Raw genomic sequence first — 17,217 nt, 5'->3', positions numbered from 1 at the left:
TTTGAGAAATAATATTTTACATCTGTTTTCTGCTGAAAACAAATTCGCTGATAAGTGAAACTTTCTGACAAAGGATCCTCCCCAAAAACAACAGTCTCATTTATCAGCGAAATATTTATTCATGCCGGTAAGTGACAGTATCTGCCGGTTTAAAAAAGAAATCTCCGTCTCCTCCTGTTTTTCTCTTTATACCTGTCTTTTACTTCTTTTCAACTTTTATTACTTTTATCCGTATATAGCTTGTAACGAAAATAAAAACAACTAATTGTACAAGCTATGAAAAAAATTTCCGCACTTGTTGTGCTTACCTGTTTTCTTTCTACGCTTAGCATCGGGCTGAAAGCACAGAAAGTACATGTAGCATCAATATCTGAAAAAAAGGATCTGCACAATTTCTACACCATTATGAAAGAAGCTTTTCCTTTAGCTTACAACGACCCGACCGCTCCCCGTTTCATCTTTTTTGATAACGACCGACGTTTCGTATTCGGAGTAGGAGGTTATGTTCAGGCAACCGGAGTTTACGACTTCAATGGGGTAGAAAGTTACGACTTTTTTACCACTTCTACTATTGCACCCAAAGGCCATCAACCCGGCGGTAGCTATGGAATTACAGTAAATCAATCCCGTCTGTTTTTCAAACTAGTGGGAGACACGGATGTGGGACGTTTAGTTTCCTATATCGAAATGGAATTCCAGGGTCCTTCCAATACTCCCAGATTAAACCAAGCCTTTGTACAATTTAAAGGTTTCCTGGTCGGAAAAGCCTGGAGTACATTTTGCGATATGCCGGCTATCCCGACCACGATTGACGAAGAAGGTCCCAGCAGCGGTATTGAAATCAGACAACCCCAGGTCAGATATACTTATAAATTCAATAGAAACTGGCAGGCTTCTCTGGCTTTGGAATACGCTATTCCGGATTATACCAACCAGGCCGATAATTATACAGCAAAAATAAGGCAACGAATTCCCGATATTCCTCTGGTGGCCAAATACACCTTTAACAATGGAGGACATTTACAAGCCGGTGCAATTCTTCGGAACATTTATTATAAAGACAATATTACAGATAAAGACAAAATCGTCACCGGCTGGGGAACAACTTTAAGCGGTAACATCCACCTTGCTGAAACCACTAGCTTTATGTTCCAGGGCGTTTACGGAAAAGCTATTGCTAACTACATTCAGGATATCAGTGCACTGGGATATGACCTCGTTCCGAACCCAGACAAAAGCGGACGTTTAAAAGCTTCTGCTATGTGGGGATTTTTCGGAGCTATACAACAAAATTGGCGTCCCAACCTGTATTCCACTATCACTTATAGTTACGCCCGTATGGAAAACATCGGGAGTATGGCCAGCACAAATTACAAATACGCCCAGTATGCTGCTGCCAACTTGCTATGGAATTTCACAGAATACGGTACCACAGGTATAGAATATGTATTCGGAAGACGGAATAACTTCGACAAAAATTATGGAAATGCAAACCGGATTAATATGATGGTACAATACCGATTCTAAAGTCTATGACGGAATCGTTAAATAAACATTTCTAAAAACTCCGGTTTAAAATGATTTCAATCCAGTATTGATATTTCGGACCGGAGTTTTTTTCAAAACAACAATAAACAGATAGGAAAAGGCAAAATACGCTTGAGACGGAACGGTAACACTATTTTACTTCCCTCAAAAATTACCTCTAAGTAATACCGATTCAAACCTGTATTTCCTCCTTATTCTTTATCAGTTATATGATTTTTGAGGAATTGCTGAGCCTTTATTTTATCATTTTGCAATTGTAAGCGTAATTCTTCAACCGTATCGAATTTATGTTCCCCCCTGATGCGGTAAAGTAACTGCACTTTGATTTTCTCCCCGTATATATCTCCATCAAAGTCAAAAATATGAACTTCCAGACGAATAATACCGGACTGACTGACGGTAGGACGAACACCTATATTCAACATTCCATAATACATTTTTTCTTTCCCTATTACGCTCACGACATAAGCTCCGGCAGCCGGTAATAATTTCCGTTCATCGTCCATCTTCATATTAGCAGTAGGAAATCCGAGCATTTTTTTCCCGATCTTATCTCCGTGTACCACAGTTCCGGAAATAGCATAATCATAACCTAAAAACGCTTTTACCTTACCGATATCTCCCAATTCCAAAGCCGTCCGTATCTTAGTAGAACTGATATTTACCTGTCCGCTGGCATACACCTCTTCCTGTTCGATATAAAAATGGTATTTTTCGGCCAGTTCCTGTAAGGCATCAAAATTCCCCTTCCGGTCTTTTCCGAAGCGATGGTCATATCCGACAACCAATCCTTTTATCCCGATTTTATCGACCAAAATATGTTTGACAAAATCAGTATAAGTGTGTCCGGCTAATTCTTCTGTGAACTTTAATACCACCAAATGCCTGATCCCATAGGCAGAAAGGATTTGAATTTTTTCTTCCAGAGTTGTCAGGATTCCCGGTCTTTTTTCCAAAGGATACAATACTTCCCGCGGATGAGGATCAAAAGTAATAATGACAGTTTCCCCGCTCAATCTTTCTGCACATTGCTTTAATCCTTCTATTACCTGCCGGTGCCCCTTATGGACTCCGTCAAAACTTCCCATTGTAACAACAGGGTTCACGATATGTATACGCTCCAAGCCGTAATGAACTTCCATTTATCAATATTTTTTACAAAAATATAAAAATAGTCAGCAGTTCGCAAGTCAACGTTTTTTCTATTGCAAGGATTCCGATAGAAAAAGGACTATCCGAAAAATCCGGATAGTCCTATTCTCCCTTCATTATACAAAAGACTCAATTCATACTATCATTATCCACATTTGGAAGTACCGCAAGTTTTACAGATCAGGCATCCTTCCTGGTAAACGACAGGAGAACCACAGTTTTCACATACTTCTCCGGCAGCTTCCGTACCGTCCGGAACATATTTCTTCAATGCCCGTTCCACACCATTTTTCCAGGTATTAATATTTTCATTATCGAATTCCATCGTCCCAATCAAGCCAATGATCTGATGAATGGGCATCCCGTAACGCAATACTCCGGAAATCAGCTTGGCATAGTTCCAATACTCTTTATTGAATTTATAGGAAAGTCCTTCTACAGTTGTCTTAAAACCTCTTTTATTGGAAAATTGGAAATCATAACGGGAGTTTCCTTCTTCATCATAATGCTTGACAATTTTTCCGTAAACTACCGACTTGGGGAGCATAATTCCTTCCTCATCGTCTGCAATACCAGTAAAAATTTCATACGGCCGGCCTTGATACAAACCGACAAAAGCAATCCATTTTTCTTTATTATTCTGGAATCGTACAACTTCTGCATCCAATTCCATCGGACGTTTGGAAGGCATAGCAAATTGTTCCGGTCCTTTCTTTTCTTTGGCAGAAACCAATACTCCGGCACGGGAGCCATCCCGATATACCGTACAACCTTTACATCCACTTTTCCAAGCCTCAATATACAATTGTCCCACCAGTTCTTCGGTTACATCCGAAGGCAAATTAACTGTTACACTAATAGAATGATCTACCCATTTCTGAATCATCCCCTGCATTCTCACCTTAGCCACCCAATCGATATCATTTGAAGTAGCTTTATAATAAGGAGATTCCGCCACCAGTTTATCTATCTCTTCATCTGAATAATGTTTTGTAACATCATATCCCTTCACCTTCATCCATTCGGCAAATTTATGATGGAAAACGATAAATTCCTCATAACTATCCCCGGACTCATCTACAAAATCCACCCGTACATTCTGATCTCCCGGATTTACTTTTCTTCTTCGTTTATAAACCGGCATGAAAACCGGTTCGATACCGGAAGTTGTCTGCGTCATCAAACTGGTAGTGCCGGTAGGGGCAATGGTCAAACAAGCAATATTCCGGCGTCCGTAGCGTATCATTTCAGCATACATTTCCGGATCTGCCTCTTTCAATCGCAAAATAAAAGGATTATTCTCTTCCCGCCGGGCATCAAAAATTTTAAAACTACCTCTGTCTTTAGCCAGTTGCACAGAAGAACGGTAAGCTTCTACAGCCAATATTTTCTGGATTTTTACAGCAAAATCAGTGGCTTCGTCGCTACCATAACGAAATCCCAGCGCAGCCAACATATCTCCTTCTGCAGTAATCCCCACTCCTGTACGACGGCCTTCCTTGGCTTTCCTACGGATTTTTTGCCACAAACGAATTTCTACCCCCTTAATTTCCTCATCTTCCGGATCTGCGTCAATCTTATCCAGAATAGTATCAATCTTTTCCAACTCCAGATCGATAATATCATCCATAATACGCTGGGCTACAGCAACATGATTTTGAAATAATTCAAAATCAAACCGGGCATTATCCGTAAAAGGATCCAACACATAAGAATATAAATTAATCGCTAATAAACGGCAGGAATCATAAGGACATAAGGGTATTTCTCCGCAAGGATTGGTTGAAACAGTACGATATCCTAAATCGGCATAACAATCAGGCACACTTTCACGGATAATCGTATCCCAGAAAAGAATTCCCGGTTCAGCAGACTTCCAGGCATTGTGTACAATTTTATTCCACAATTGACGGGCATTAATTTCTTTTACATTTTTAGGTTTCTCTGCATAAACAGGATATTTTTGAACATACGATTTATCATCTATAACGGCCTGCATAAACTCATCGTCAATTTTTACAGATACATTTGCTCCGGTCACTTTTCCTTCCGTCATCTTTGCGTCAATAAAGCTCTCGGAATCGGGATGGTTGATTGACACACTCAGCATCAAAGCCCCCCGGCGTCCGTCCTGAGCTACTTCCCGGGTAGAATTAGAATAACGTTCCATAAAAGGTACAATACCTGTAGAAGTCAGAGCTGAATTCTTTACCGGCGATCCTTTGGGACGAATATGAGAAAGATCATGTCCTACCCCTCCCCGGCGTTTCATCAACTGTACCTGCTCCTGATCGATCTTCATCACTCCCCCGTAAGAATCAGAAGGTCCATCATGGCCAATCACAAAACAATTGGATAAGGAAGCAATCTGAAAATCATTTCCAATACCGGTCATCGGCCCTCCCTGAGGAACAATATATTTGAAATCCCTTAAAACCTCAAATATCTCATCCTCAGACAGAGGATTTGCATACGTTTTTTCTATGCGTGCAATTTCTTTTGCTAGACGTCTGTGCATATCGTTGGGATTTTTTTCAAAAATATTTCCGAAAGAATCCTTCAACGCATATTTATTTACCCATACACGTGCTGCAAGTTCATCCCCTTTGAAATAATCCAGAGAACTCTGAAATGCTTCCTCCTGAGTATAAGTCTTTTCCTTAGTTGACATTTGTTTGTTCATGGCCGTATATTTAATAATATTTTCAATTGTAGCGAATGGAACAAAGGTATAAAAAGTTCTATTTCGTGTAATAAAATAATGAAACTTTTTTTGAAAGTTTTCTATTAAATTTTGTAACTATTTAATAATTATATATATAACATTTTTTAACTACAAAAAAGTTTTCCAAAAAAATATTTTAAACAAAAACCAAAATACAAAAGTATCTATTTTTATTTACAGCAAGAACCCTCCTATACATTACAGATCAGGCCACTCGGAATCCTTTTCTGAAACTTTGGTTAAACAAAAAATAAAAAAAGAGTTTTTAATAAAGATCTATAATATCCTGGGGAATAAAAACAGTCAGTTTTTTCTCTTCAAAACTTACTTGTTTTATATAATTTTCGGAAAGAGGTAAAAGAATTTCTTTACCCAAAATATCAATTGTCAAAACAATATTGCCGGAATAATCAGCTATATCTATAAGTCGCCCTTTCTCTCCGCTCACCTCATCCTCCACTTCAAATTCTTTCATTGTCCACAGGTCCGCCGTATTCTCTGTATCCCCATACGCTTCACTTTCCCGGAGCAATTCTTTCGGAAGTAATACTTCCTGTCCGATAAGGCGTTCTGCCTGCTCCAATGTATCGACATAATCGAATTTAACGATATAAGTATTGCGATTTCTTACTGATATTCCTTCATCAGCTATAAAAAAAGGAACCGGTGCCCCTTCCAATAGGATAAACACCGGTTCCTCAGCATATTCTTCCAAAAGATCGTTCTCAGCCAAAATTACAACTTCTCCTTGTAAATTATGGGATTTTATAATTTTTCCCACCGGAATACAATCTTCTGTTCTAATCATAAGGCACTTATTCTGCAGCCGGAGCCTCAGGAGCAGCCGTTTCAGCAGCTTCTTCTGCCGTAGCAGCAGTTTCTGCAGCAGCAGCCTCTGCCTTTTTAGCAGCTTCTGCAGCTTCTGCTTCTGCCCGTTTTTTAGCTACAATTTCTTCTTTTGCAGCCCGGACTTTAGCCTCTGCTTCCAGTTTCACCTTATTAGCAGTAGCTCCTTCCTGTGTCAATTTAGTGATCTTTTCCTGAATTTTAGCTTCTTTTGCTTTCATCCAGGTTTCAAATTTTGTCTGAGCAGCAGCCTCATCAAAAGCCCCTTTCTTTACTCCTTCCAGCAGGTGCTTTTTCATCAAAACTCCTTTATAGGACAAAATTCTCTTTGCCGTGTCTGTAGGTTGAGCCCCTACCATCAGCCAATACAAAGCTCTGTCAAAATTGAGATTGATAGTAGCCGGATTTGTATTCGGATCATAAGTTCCTACTTTTTCAATATACCTGCCATCCCGTGGCGCTCTACTATCAGCTATCACTACATGATAAAATGGACGTCCTTTCCGTCCGTGTCTCGCTAATCTGATTTTAGTTGACATTTTTTTAATTTTTAAATTAATACCTTCCTATACCCGATAGGAGCGGCAAAGATAAGGAAAAAAAGAGAAAAGCAAAAAGAGAAGTACAAAAGAATACTGAAAAATAAAATTTATCTTATTCTTTCCGTAGCATAACAGGAAATGTCTGTAAAACCAAAATATCAGACGGGATATAAACTTTCAAAACAAACTAATCAATAGCATAAGATTTAATATGGTTACAATCCCCCCTAAAAAATACAAAATCCATTTTGTAGAAGCACGATTTTTATATTTACCCATCACTTTTTCCGACGAAGTAAGGTACACTTGTAAAAAAATGGTAACCGGCAATTGAATACTCAGTAACATTTGAGAATAAATCAATCCCATAAAAGGATTGGAAATGATCATGATGATGAGCAAGGCCACGACCAAAGATATCAATACTCCCCAACGGGAATGGGTATCCTGAATGTCATAAGATTCACGGTACATGCCAGCAAAGATGGAACCGGCAGCCATGCCCGAAGTGATAGTAGAAGCAACCCCGGCAAATAATAAAGCTACGGCAAAAATCACTGCGGCATTATTGCCGAGCAAAGGCTGCAAAAGTTTATTTGCCTGTTCCAATTCTGTCACGGAAGTACCACTTTTAAAAAAACTGGCAGCAGCCAATAAAATCATAGCACTATTAATTGCCCAACCGATCATCATTGATAAAAAGGTATCCCAAAATTCATAACGCATTTGTTTACGGATAATTTTATCGTCTTCCAGATTCCATTGCCGGCTCTGGATCACTTCGGAGTGTAAAAATAAATTATGCGGCATCACAACAGCCCCCAGTACACTCATAATTACCACCATAGAGCCATCAGGGAAGGAAGGAGTAACCCAAGCCCGGACCGCCTCTCCCCATTCAATATGAACCAAAGAAAGTTCGTAAATAAATGACAGGCCTATAATAGAAACAAAAGCAATAATCCATCTTTCAATAACCCGGTAAGAATTAGTAAATAACATAATAACCACAAATACAGAAACCAGAACGGCTCCTATCCGGACCGGAACATTAAATAACATTTCCAGAGCGATAGCACCTCCCAATATCTCTGCCAGAGAAGTCGAAACAGAAGCCCCCATCGCCGAAATTAAAGTCAAACGAGCGTAACGGGGCTTTAAATAAGTCATCGTAGCTTCCGACAGGCAGAGCCCGGTAGCAATACCCAGATGAGCTACATTATGCTGCAAAATAATCAGCATAACTGTAGACAAAGAAACCATCCATAAAAGAGCATAACCGTAATCCGCACCTGCTGCCAGATTCGATGCCCAATTGCCGGGATCAATAAAACCTACCGTTACCAGTAAGCCCGGACCAATATATTTCAATATTTCCAAACCTCCCAAACGAGGGCGGTGTCTAGCCGTTTCCAAGGTTTTCCGAATGTATTTAAACATAAAATACGACTATTTTTTATAAAGGTTTTGTCTCTTTACCCACACTTCTCCAGCAATTCTTTATCTTACAAAAGGATGACCCATTTTAAAACCCATCCCCCATTTCTCACTTCATCCTGCGGAAATCTAAAAATAAATAAAATAATAACACAACACGATAAGGCATACAGCTAAAAAAGCAACTCCTTCATTTACACGGACAGCACGCATAAAATCCCTCCGGCAAAGATTCCGGTTGTTTTCTCCTATATAAGGTTTTTTCACCAGTATGCCGTGATAGATATGAGACCCCCCGAAGCGGCAATTGAGAATACCAGCCATTGCCGCTTCCGGATAACCGGCATTGGGACTGGCATGTTTGTTCCCGTTTCGGATGACAAAACGCAATAATCCCCGGCGATGACTGATAAGGATCATTAAAAAGGCTGTCAGCCGGGCAGGAATATAATTCGCAATATCGTCCAGACGGGCCGCCCAACAGCCAAAATCCCGATAACGATCATCCCGGTAACCGATCATAGAATCCAAAGTATTTACCATTTTATAAGTCATCATAACCGGCACACCTCCCAAAGCATAATAAAATAAAGGGGCGACGACTCCGTCACTCAGGTTTTCTGACATCGTTTCCAAAACTGCAGTATAAATTTGTTTAGAAGACAAAGCAGAAGTATCCCGTCCTACAATCCACGACAGCCGGCGGCGTCCGGCTTCCAATCCCTGTTTTTCCAGCACATTGATTACTTCCCATCCCTCCTGTATCAAACTCCGGTTTGCTAAACCGTAAAAAACAAAAACGGTTGCAGCAATACAATATCCGCTCATTCCCCAAATGCTCATTCCCCACAACATCCCTCCAAAGATGACGGCCGTAAGGAAAGGTAATCCTAATGCCACAATAGCTCCTTTCAACTTCCGTCTTTTCCCTTTATTAAAGGACTTTTCAGCAAAAGCTATCGTATGCCCGAAAAGTACGACCGGATGTGGTAGTTTACGCGGGTCCCCCAATAACCAATCCAGCAAATACCCTGCGACCAGTGGGACAACCACTTCATAAAAGCTATTCTGCATACATTTTCAATGCATTGATTAACAAATGATTTTTATCTTCTGATAAAGTATTTATCCGGAAAAAATGATGATCTAATCCCCTGAAATTAGAAGCATCCCGTATTAAAAGTCCTTCTTTTAGCAGTGTCTCTTTCAATTTCCTTGAATCATAATCTGTCCGGACTAAAAAGAAAGAAGTATCCGAATGCAAAGGATAAAACCCTGGAATTTCAGCTACTTCTGCAGCAAAAACCAATTGACGCTCTTTCAGTTTTCCGGCATCCGGTAAAAAACAAGCAGCCTGTTCCAACAAATACTTTCCTATTTCAATAGCCAAAGCATTGACGGACCAGGGTTGTTTATAACAAGCAATAAACTCAATCAGGCGGGGTTCTCCCAGCAAATATCCTAATCTCAGTCCCGGTATAGCAAAACTCTTGGTCATGGATCTCACGACTAACAGATTGGGATATTTTTCAATAAGGGAGCAAACCGACCGGGCCCGCGGTGCAAAATGGATAAAAGACTCGTCCACGACCACAGTCATATCCGGATAATTTTCTAATAAAAACCGTATTTTTTCTTCCTCCCACACCCGTCCGTCCGGATTATTGGGATTACAGATAAACATAAGTCCGGTACACTCCGGTATGTTTTTTATTTCTCCTTTAGGGAGGAAATGGATAGAATGATCGTATAAAGAAGAAGCATCTTCGTATTCAGCAAAGGAGGGTACAGGAATCACAGTATTGACACCTGCAAAAGCATGGGCTATCAAGTAAAATAATTCAGTAGCTCCGTTCCCGGCCAGAACCGTTTCCGGCGGTAAACGATGATAAAGCCCCACAGCCTGCCGGAAAGACAAGGCATCCGGTTCCGGGTAATGCAAAATAGTGTCTGCCTTTTCATTCAGTAATTTACGCAAAGGTTCCAATGCTGCCCCATACCAAACGTTTGTTGAAAAATTCGCCCGAATTTCTCCCTCAAAACGATAAAAATCATCCCCGTGTCCGTGTATCATAACCGACTTATAAATTCAACCTTATAAACGACGTATTCTGCATTATTGGCATTCGGGCCATTTCTGCAACCGTTTTTCCTTCCCGGAAAACGAGAATTGCCCGGTTAATGGCACCATGTCCCACCGCTAACACTTGTTTTCCCGGAAATTCACCACAGACCCAATCGATAAATTTCTCCGCCCTTTGCATCAGGCTTTCCAAAGTTTCGCACCCTTCCGGTAAATGGGCCCAATCGATAGCCGCTAATTTACCTCCTGCATATATTCCCCAATCAATCTCCCGTAACAGAGGAGTAGACAAGGGTAATAATCCCCGGCTTTTGCCTATTATCCGGGCTGTATCGTAGCTTCTGGCCAAATCACTGCAAACAATCGCGTCTATTTCTTCCCCTCTCAATTTTTCGGCCAGGTCCTCCGCCTGTTGAATGCCTAAAGGGGATAATGTACCAGGCATATGCCCCTGCATAACCCCTTTTTTATTCTCAAGGGTCTCCCCATGACGGGTAAGAATTAACCGAGTTCTGTGCACCATAATTCCGGATTTATCAGGCACAAAGTTAACAAACATTTTTATTCAAATTTTAGAATTTTTCTTTGAAATGCGAAATTGTTTAAATATGAAAATATTCAAATATTTAACCTTTTGAACATTTGAACATTTCTAAACAAGATTCAATTACTTCAGACAGGTAAAGGTTCAAATTCGTAAATGATTTTATATCTTTACTCCCTGAAAATTCATTAAAAATGGGTAAAAAAATTATTCTCGTCACAGGCGGGCAACGCTCCGGGAAGAGTAGCTATGCCCAAAAGTTAGCTTTAGAATGGTCCGCAAACCCGGTATATATGGCCACTTCACGGGTATGGGATGAAGAGTACCGCGAAAGGATCCGCAGGCATCAATCAGAACGGGGACCGCAATGGACCAATATAGAAGAAGAAAAGTACCTGAGCCGGCATTCGCTCCCGGAACGGGTAATCGTAATCGACTGCCTTACTTTATGGTGTACTAATTTTTTCTTTGATCTGAATTCAGATACGGATTTATCCCTGTCAGCCTTAAAAGCAGAATTTGATAAATTTACAGCCCAGGAAGCAACTTTTATTTTTGTGACCAATGAACTGGGTATGGGAGGGGTTTCCGATAACCTGCTTCAAAGGCGTTTTACTGATTTACAAGGCTGGATGAATCAATATGTAGCTCAGCAAGCAAATGAAGTAGTATGGATGGTAGCCGGCATTCCTGTAAAAATAAAAAACGAGTAAAAAAGCCAGAACGAAAGATAGAGTATAAAACTTAAAAATAAAAATAATGCAAAAATTCAATATTCAGTCTCCGGACAAGAACATTATACCTCTTTTAACCGATAAAATCAATAATCTGACAAAGCCCAAAGGTTCATTAGGACGTTTGGAAGAACTCGCCGTTCAGATAGGTACTATCCAACAGACACTTTCGCCTTCCCTGCACAAACCCCAGAATATTATTTTTGCGGCAGATCATGGTATTGTCAAAGAAGGCGTAAGTTTTTCCGCTCCGGAAGTTACAGCACAGGCTATTCCTAATTTTCTAAAAGGGGGAGCCGGCATAAATATGTTTTGCAGACAGCACGGTTTTATGCTAAAAATTGTGGATTGTGGTGTAAATTACGATTACGAAGATCTGCCCGGCCTGATCGACCGGAAGATCCGCAAAGGGACGCGTAACTATCTTTATGAAGCCGCCATGACAACGGAAGAGTTTGACCGGGCCATCGCCATCGGGGCAGAAATCACAGAGCAAGTGTACCGGGAAGGTACAAATATCCTTAGTTTCGGAGAAATGGGAATCGCCAATACTTCTACTTCCTCCATCTGGATGCACTATTTTACAGGCATCCCTTTAGCAGAATGTGTAGGTGCCGGGAGCGGACTTGACAATACAGGGATACAACACAAATACAGAATTCTAAAACAGTCAGTAGATAATTACAAGGGCTCCGGAGAAGCCATCGATATTTTACGTTATTTTGGAGGATATGAAATGGTCGCCGCCATAGGAGGCATGCTGAAAGCTGCCGAACTAAAGATGATCATTATTATAGATGGTTTTATTATGACCAACTGTATTTTAGCAGCCCGGCAATTTTACCCGGAAGTCTTAGATTATTGTATATTCGGCCATTGCGGGGATGAAAGCGGTCATAAAACAGTACTCGACTACCTGAATGCCCGTCCCTTGCTTTCTTTGGGACTGCGTTTGGGAGAAGGTACAGGTGCTATTTGCGCTTATCCAATCATAGACTCGGCCGTACGGATGATTAACGAAATGAACGATTTTAAAAAAGCAGCCGTTACCAAATATTTTGACTGAATCATGAAAGGATTTCTGGCTTCCCTTATGATGCTTACCCGTCTGCCTTTATGGAGAATCATAAAAGTAGACCCCCGTTATTACTCGGATACTCTTAAATATTGGCCGCTGGTTGGATTTATTACAGGTTCAACGACATTAGGGGTTTATTGGTTAGCTTCTTTGTATATGCCCCTTTTACCTGCTTCCGTCCTTGCCATCCTCTCCCGTTTATTACTCACGGGAGCTTTGCATGAAGACGGACTGGCGGATTTTTTAGATGGCTTCGGCGGAGGAAACAATAGGGAGCAAATTTTAACCATTATGAAAGATTCTCATATCGGAAGTTATGGAACGATCGGACTGATTCTCTATTTCTTACTTTATGTATCTTTTCTTGCTTCTTTTGATCCTTATCTTATTTTACCCCTCATTCTGGCCGCAGATGTTTTGTCTAAACTATGCGCTTCTATAATGATCAGCACCTTAGGCTATGTCCGAAAAGCAGAAGAAAGCAAAGCAAAATTAATTTACCGGAAAGTCCGCTGGGGAGAATCTATTTTTATAGCTGTATTATGCCTGATTCCTTTTTTATTTTTAAAGGATATTTTATTTCTATTCGCCATATTTCCTGCCCTTCTGGCTACAGTGGTGATGCGGATCTATCTGAAAAAAAGAATCGGAGGATATACAGGAGACTGTTGCGGAGCCAGTGTACTGATTATAGAACAATTTTTTTATTTGGGCTGTATTATTATTTATTATTGGTAAAATCATGCAAATTACACTTATCCGGCATACTTCAGTGGCAGTTGAACCGGGAACGATTTACGGTTTTACAGACGTAGATGTAGCCGGTACTTTTCACGAAGAAGCCCGGCAAGTTGCACAAAACCTCTCTCAGGAACAGTTTGATATCGTTTATAGCAGCCCCCTATCCCGTTGTATGAAATTATCTGCCTATTGCGGTTACCCGCACCCCCTTCTAGACGAACGGTTAAAAGAACTGAACTTTGGGAAGTGGGAAATGGAAAACTGGGAAACGTTGCAAGATCCTCTACTGCAGGAATGGTATTCCAACTGGCTTCAGCTTCCTGCAGGAGGAGGGGAAAGTTTTATGGATCAATATCAACGGGTAAGTGATTTTTTGGACGAACTGAGGGGGAAAAAAGTTCGCCGGGCCTGTCTTTTCGTCCATAGCGGAACAATTCGCTGTACACATATTTATGCAGGAATTGCCTCTTTTAAAAATGCCTTTACAAAAGATATTCCTTATGGAGGCAGAAGTGATGTATGGATATGAAAAAACGTATTTTACACCTTACTTTTATTTTATTAATTCGGGTAAAACTTGTTCCAGCCATTTATCAAGTCTCTCATCTGTTTTTTCCGGTTCATTATCCTCATCTAAAGGCAAACCGACGAATTGATTTTCTTCAACAGCCCGGGACATATTAAAACTATAGGAATCCGTCGGAGTTTTTCCCACCAATACAGCTCCATCTTTTCTCATCAAGTCGGCTAAATCCTGCATTCCATCGACAAAATTATTCGGATATTTGATATGATCTCCTAAACCGACTAAAGCTACCCGCCGTTCATCCAGTTTTATTTTTTGCAAACCCGGTAAAAAAACAGCCCATTCATCCGTTTCATTATTATTCCAGGCATCTTTTCCCAGAGTAGAAGAAACCAGAATCAGACTTTGATAATCCAGAAATTTTTCGGGACGAACCTCTTCAATATAAAACATATCTACCGTCAGATCTTTTATTTTTTGCTTTATCCGTTTGGCCACTTTATGGACATTTCCACCTGAAGGAGCATAAAATAATCCGATACTCTTCAAATTCCGGCTTTTTTTATCCAACAAATAATTTCCTTCCAGATCTGCAGTTAACTGGGGTGTTTCTTCTTTTTGTTTGTCTTGCATGGTTCTGTATATTAAAGTTATATAGTCAAAATCAACTGTTTTTGTATTTTGTTCAAAGGTTTAAAAGGTTAATTATTTGAATATTTATATGTTTCCACATTTTTACATTTAAACTTTGGAACGTTTTCACATTTTCACATCCAAATTTACTTTTCATACGACAATCAGACAGAAACTGTTGCAAATTCCGCCCGAACAAAAAACCGGGAATGCCAAAAGAATTCTATTCTTACAGATAGTTCTTCCAGCATTCCCGGTTTAAAAAACTTAAATTTATTATTTTACCTGTACAGTATCAGCGGGATTGGAAAAAAAGCGGCCCATTCCTTTTTGTACGCCCTGATTTACTCTTCCCAAAGTAAGAAGAATCAAAACGAGTAATATTCCTATCACAATCAGCATCCTCTTTTCCGAAGCACTATACTCACTCCACTTTTTCATATTAATTTTCTTTTTCTATTCTGATCCTTGCATCTACTGCTACTACCCCGGCTTTATTCCCCAACAAGGGGTTTAAATCCATCTCAAATATTTCCGGAGCAATCTTTACCAACACCGAAATTCTGGCCACAGCCTCTGCAAATTTAATCTCGTTTACACCTTCCTGTCCCCTCACCCCCTGTATTATTTTATAAGATTTTAATTGTCGGATCATACCTCGTGCTTCTTCACAGGAAAGAGGAGCTAAACCGGCCTTTACATCTTTCAGTACTTCAATGAAAATTCCTCCCAAACCGCATAAGACCATATGCCCGAATTTTTTCTCCCGTTTAGCACCGATAAAGACTTCAGTACCACTTAGCTGCTGTGCCAGCATCACCGCATATGTATCTTTAATTTGCATCATACGCCGGAATTCTTTTCTGACAGTCTCTTCATTTTTTACATTCAAAACGACCCCATTCACTTCCGACTTATGGACAGGACCCACTACTTTCATAACCAGAGGATAACCGATTTCTCCGGCCAGTTTCACACATTCTTCTTCCCCGGAAGTCACCCCTTCTTTTGCCCGTTCTATTCCTGCCGCATCCAGTAGTCCATGAATTTGTTCAGGAGCCAGATAGCCATTTTCTGCCTGTTCTACAATCTCCCGTATCCTTTGAACGTTTACCTCCGGCAATACCGGGTGCTCTGGTTGAGGAGCCGCCGTATGCCACACCTTTGACAGGGCATTCCCAAAAAGTACCTCATCCGGGAAATAAACCCGCCCTTTGTCTGCAAAAGTTTTAATTTCCTCTTTGACAATTGTATAAGAAGGGAAAATCGGGAAAACCGGTTTGTGAGCCGTCTTCATTTTCTGATCCAGCATATCGTATACATCAAAAACCGGAAATAAGCCAGGACTACCGAAAATTACCGCAATCCCGTCTACCGAATCAAAATCCCGATCACATGCATCCAAAATGATCCCCAATTGTTCCGCCGTTCCGGTCGCCAGAAAATCAATCGGATTCCCGACAGAAGAACCGTTATACAACTTCTCCAATAATTGACGGGCTTTTTCGCCTTCCAAATGAGGAATCTCCATACCTCCGTTGGACAAAGCATCCGTCAGCATAACAGCAGGCCCCCCGGCATGTGTCACAATGGCCATATTTTTCCCCTGTAAAGGAGGATACATAAAAATTCCAGCCACCGTTGCTAACTCATCCCGTCCATTGCAACGGACGATACCGGCTTTCCGGAATAAAGCTTCTACAGCCACATCCGAACTGGCTAAAGCACCCGTATGAGAAGAAGCTGCACGGCTGCCTGCCGCTGAGCCACCCGATTTTATAGCTGCGATACGACAACCTTTCCGAATCAAAGAAGAAGCATGCTTTAACAATTTTTCCGGCTTGGCAATACTTTCCACATACAATAATTTCACCCGGGAACTCTTCTCCGGATCAAAGGATTTATCCAAATACTCCAATACTTCTTCTACTCCTAACTGAGCAGAATTTCCCACCGAAAATACACTGGAAAATTTCACCCCTTTCTGCATCCCCGCATCCATAATAAATAAGGCAGTTGCACCGGAACCAGAAATCAAATCTACTCCCTGAGGATCCAATGCCGGTATAGGAGTTGTAAAAACACCATTATAATGAGTCGTCAAAACCCCGATACAATTCGGACCGATTAAAGCGCCCCCAACCGAATTCACAGTCTCTACAATTCTGCTTTCCAAGGCTGCCCCTTCTGCATTCTCTTCACTAAAACCGGCCGACAAAATAATAAATGCTTTTGTCCCTTTTTGTTTCGCCAATACTTCTACAGCTTCCGGACAATATTTGGCCGCAATTGCCAATATAGCACAATCTACTTGCGGCAAGTCGTTTACACGGCGATAAGAAACTACCCCTTGTACTTCATCCGCTTTGGGATTCACGACATACAATTTACCTTTAAAATCTCCATCCAATAAATTTCTCAACACTTTTCCTCCTGGTTTCTGGATATCGTCTGACCCGCCGACGACCACTATGCCGGAAGGATTTAATAACTGTTCGTTGATCATATATATTCTGTATTTTTAAATAAAGCAAACAAAGATATAATTACCTGCCTTAAAGTGCAAACGTTTGTTCACAAAGAATTTCAGATTTATTTTGCTTTTTTATAAAGACCGGATATAAAACA

At 40.6% G+C, this 17,217-nt stretch carries 16 protein-coding genes; 5 read left to right on the top strand and 11 right to left on the bottom strand.

Features of this window, described 5'->3' with window-relative positions; all coding sequences use genetic code 11:
• Positions 1-276: 276 nt before the first annotated feature.
• On the top strand, positions 277-1,527 hold the full coding sequence (locus Q0465_RS01635) for a DcaP family trimeric outer membrane transporter (protein WP_298611898.1): 1,251 nt from the start codon (positions 277-279) through the stop codon (positions 1,525-1,527).
• Between the two features lie 212 nt (positions 1,528-1,739).
• Here Q0465_RS01635 and Q0465_RS01630 read toward each other — a convergent pair whose 3' ends face one another.
• From Q0465_RS01630 to Q0465_RS01595, 8 genes are all read right to left on the bottom strand, one after another.
• Positions 1,740-2,690, bottom strand: coding sequence for a bifunctional riboflavin kinase/FAD synthetase (locus Q0465_RS01630; protein WP_298611896.1), 951 nt, complete (start codon positions 2,688-2,690; stop codon positions 1,740-1,742).
• Positions 2,691-2,845: 155 nt separating this feature from the next.
• On the bottom strand, positions 2,846-5,383 hold the full coding sequence (locus Q0465_RS01625; RefSeq protein WP_298611894.1) for an adenosylcobalamin-dependent ribonucleoside-diphosphate reductase: 2,538 nt from the start codon (positions 5,381-5,383) through the stop codon (positions 2,846-2,848).
• A gap of 307 nt (positions 5,384-5,690) precedes the next feature.
• A complete protein-coding gene (gene rimM, locus Q0465_RS01620) occupies positions 5,691-6,233 on the bottom strand; it encodes a ribosome maturation factor RimM (RefSeq protein WP_298611891.1) in 543 nt (180 codons plus the stop codon).
• Positions 6,234-6,240: 7 nt separating this feature from the next.
• A complete protein-coding gene (locus Q0465_RS01615; RefSeq protein WP_298611889.1) occupies positions 6,241-6,810 on the bottom strand; it encodes a 30S ribosomal protein S16 in 570 nt (189 codons plus the stop codon).
• A gap of 180 nt (positions 6,811-6,990) precedes the next feature.
• Positions 6,991-8,253 carry an Nramp family divalent metal transporter gene (locus Q0465_RS01610; protein WP_298611886.1) on the bottom strand — a complete coding sequence of 421 codons (1,263 nt, stop codon included), beginning with the start codon at positions 8,251-8,253 and terminating at the stop codon, positions 6,991-6,993.
• A gap of 126 nt (positions 8,254-8,379) precedes the next feature.
• Complete coding sequence (gene cbiB / locus Q0465_RS01605) at positions 8,380-9,324, bottom strand: adenosylcobinamide-phosphate synthase CbiB (protein WP_298611883.1); 945 nt, start codon at positions 9,322-9,324, stop codon at positions 8,380-8,382.
• Positions 9,314-10,324, bottom strand: a complete 1,011-nt coding sequence (locus tag Q0465_RS01600; RefSeq protein ID WP_298611880.1) for a histidinol-phosphate transaminase — start codon at positions 10,322-10,324, stop codon at positions 9,314-9,316. Before Q0465_RS01600 ends, cbiB begins: the two co-directional genes overlap by 11 nt.
• A gap of 7 nt (positions 10,325-10,331) precedes the next feature.
• On the bottom strand, positions 10,332-10,856 hold the full coding sequence (locus Q0465_RS01595) for a histidine phosphatase family protein (RefSeq protein WP_298611877.1): 525 nt from the start codon (positions 10,854-10,856) through the stop codon (positions 10,332-10,334).
• A gap of 215 nt (positions 10,857-11,071) precedes the next feature.
• On the opposite strand from Q0465_RS01595, the gene cobU reads away from it, so the two are divergent.
• The 4 genes from cobU to cobC are packed head-to-tail and all read left to right on the top strand — an operon-like array spanning position 11,072 to position 13,959.
• On the top strand, positions 11,072-11,590 hold the full coding sequence (cobU, locus tag Q0465_RS01590) for a bifunctional adenosylcobinamide kinase/adenosylcobinamide-phosphate guanylyltransferase (protein WP_298611874.1): 519 nt from the start codon (positions 11,072-11,074) through the stop codon (positions 11,588-11,590).
• A gap of 46 nt (positions 11,591-11,636) precedes the next feature.
• The gene (gene cobT, locus Q0465_RS01585) at positions 11,637-12,677 is read left to right on the top strand and encodes a nicotinate-nucleotide--dimethylbenzimidazole phosphoribosyltransferase (RefSeq protein WP_298611871.1); all 1,041 of its coding nucleotides are present in this window, start codon (positions 11,637-11,639) and stop codon (positions 12,675-12,677) included.
• Between the two features lie 3 nt (positions 12,678-12,680).
• Positions 12,681-13,427, top strand: coding sequence for an adenosylcobinamide-GDP ribazoletransferase (gene cobS, locus Q0465_RS01580; protein WP_298611868.1), 747 nt, complete (start codon positions 12,681-12,683; stop codon positions 13,425-13,427).
• A gap of 4 nt (positions 13,428-13,431) precedes the next feature.
• Positions 13,432-13,959, top strand: coding sequence for an alpha-ribazole phosphatase family protein (gene cobC / locus Q0465_RS01575; RefSeq protein WP_298611865.1), 528 nt, complete (start codon positions 13,432-13,434; stop codon positions 13,957-13,959).
• A gap of 24 nt (positions 13,960-13,983) precedes the next feature.
• Here cobC and Q0465_RS01570 read toward each other — a convergent pair whose 3' ends face one another.
• The 3 genes from Q0465_RS01570 to Q0465_RS01560 form a co-directional block, all read right to left on the bottom strand.
• Positions 13,984-14,589: a flavodoxin gene (locus Q0465_RS01570; RefSeq protein WP_298611862.1), complete on the bottom strand. Its 606-nt coding sequence runs from the start codon at positions 14,587-14,589 to the stop codon at positions 13,984-13,986.
• A 276-nt stretch (positions 14,590-14,865) separates the two neighbouring features.
• Positions 14,866-15,030: a hypothetical protein gene (locus tag Q0465_RS01565; RefSeq protein ID WP_298611859.1), complete on the bottom strand. Its 165-nt coding sequence runs from the start codon at positions 15,028-15,030 to the stop codon at positions 14,866-14,868.
• Between the two features lies 1 nt (position 15,031).
• Positions 15,032-17,095, bottom strand: a complete 2,064-nt coding sequence (locus Q0465_RS01560) for an acetate--CoA ligase family protein (protein WP_298611856.1) — start codon at positions 17,093-17,095, stop codon at positions 15,032-15,034.
• Positions 17,096-17,217: the final 122 nt, after the last annotated feature.

The sequence above is a fragment of the uncultured Odoribacter sp. genome (genome assembly GCF_937966165.1).
Taxonomy (GTDB): domain Bacteria; phylum Bacteroidota; class Bacteroidia; order Bacteroidales; family Marinifilaceae; genus Culturomica.
Note: the sequence above shows the minus strand (reverse complement) of the source record. Positions and strands in the feature narration are given on the sequence as shown.

Coding starts and splice junctions, on each gene's coding strand:
- Q0465_RS01630 (WP_298611896.1), bottom strand. CDS start 2,690: ATGGAAGTTCATTACGGCTTGGAGCGTATACATATCGTGAACCCTGTT.
- cbiB (WP_298611883.1), bottom strand. CDS start 9,324: ATGCAGAATAGCTTTTATGAAGTGGTTGTCCCACTGGTCGCAGGGTAT.
- cobT (WP_298611871.1), top strand. CDS start 11,637: ATGCAAAAATTCAATATTCAGTCTCCGGACAAGAACATTATACCTCTT.
- Q0465_RS01560 (WP_298611856.1), bottom strand. CDS start 17,095: ATGATCAACGAACAGTTATTAAATCCTTCCGGCATAGTGGTCGTCGGC.
- Q0465_RS01615 (WP_298611889.1), bottom strand. CDS start 6,810: ATGTCAACTAAAATCAGATTAGCGAGACACGGACGGAAAGGACGTCCA.
- Q0465_RS01595 (WP_298611877.1), bottom strand. CDS start 10,856: ATGGTGCACAGAACTCGGTTAATTCTTACCCGTCATGGGGAGACCCTT.
- Q0465_RS01570 (WP_298611862.1), bottom strand. CDS start 14,589: ATGCAAGACAAACAAAAAGAAGAAACACCCCAGTTAACTGCAGATCTG.
- Q0465_RS01635 (WP_298611898.1), top strand. CDS start 277: ATGAAAAAAATTTCCGCACTTGTTGTGCTTACCTGTTTTCTTTCTACG.
- cobS (WP_298611868.1), top strand. CDS start 12,681: ATGAAAGGATTTCTGGCTTCCCTTATGATGCTTACCCGTCTGCCTTTA.
- cobC (WP_298611865.1), top strand. CDS start 13,432: ATGCAAATTACACTTATCCGGCATACTTCAGTGGCAGTTGAACCGGGA.
- Q0465_RS01610 (WP_298611886.1), bottom strand. CDS start 8,253: ATGTTTAAATACATTCGGAAAACCTTGGAAACGGCTAGACACCGCCCT.
- Q0465_RS01625 (WP_298611894.1), bottom strand. CDS start 5,383: ATGAACAAACAAATGTCAACTAAGGAAAAGACTTATACTCAGGAGGAA.
- Q0465_RS01565 (WP_298611859.1), bottom strand. CDS start 15,030: ATGAAAAAGTGGAGTGAGTATAGTGCTTCGGAAAAGAGGATGCTGATT.
- cobU (WP_298611874.1), top strand. CDS start 11,072: ATGGGTAAAAAAATTATTCTCGTCACAGGCGGGCAACGCTCCGGGAAG.
- Q0465_RS01600 (WP_298611880.1), bottom strand. CDS start 10,324: ATGATACACGGACACGGGGATGATTTTTATCGTTTTGAGGGAGAAATT.
- rimM (WP_298611891.1), bottom strand. CDS start 6,233: ATGATTAGAACAGAAGATTGTATTCCGGTGGGAAAAATTATAAAATCC.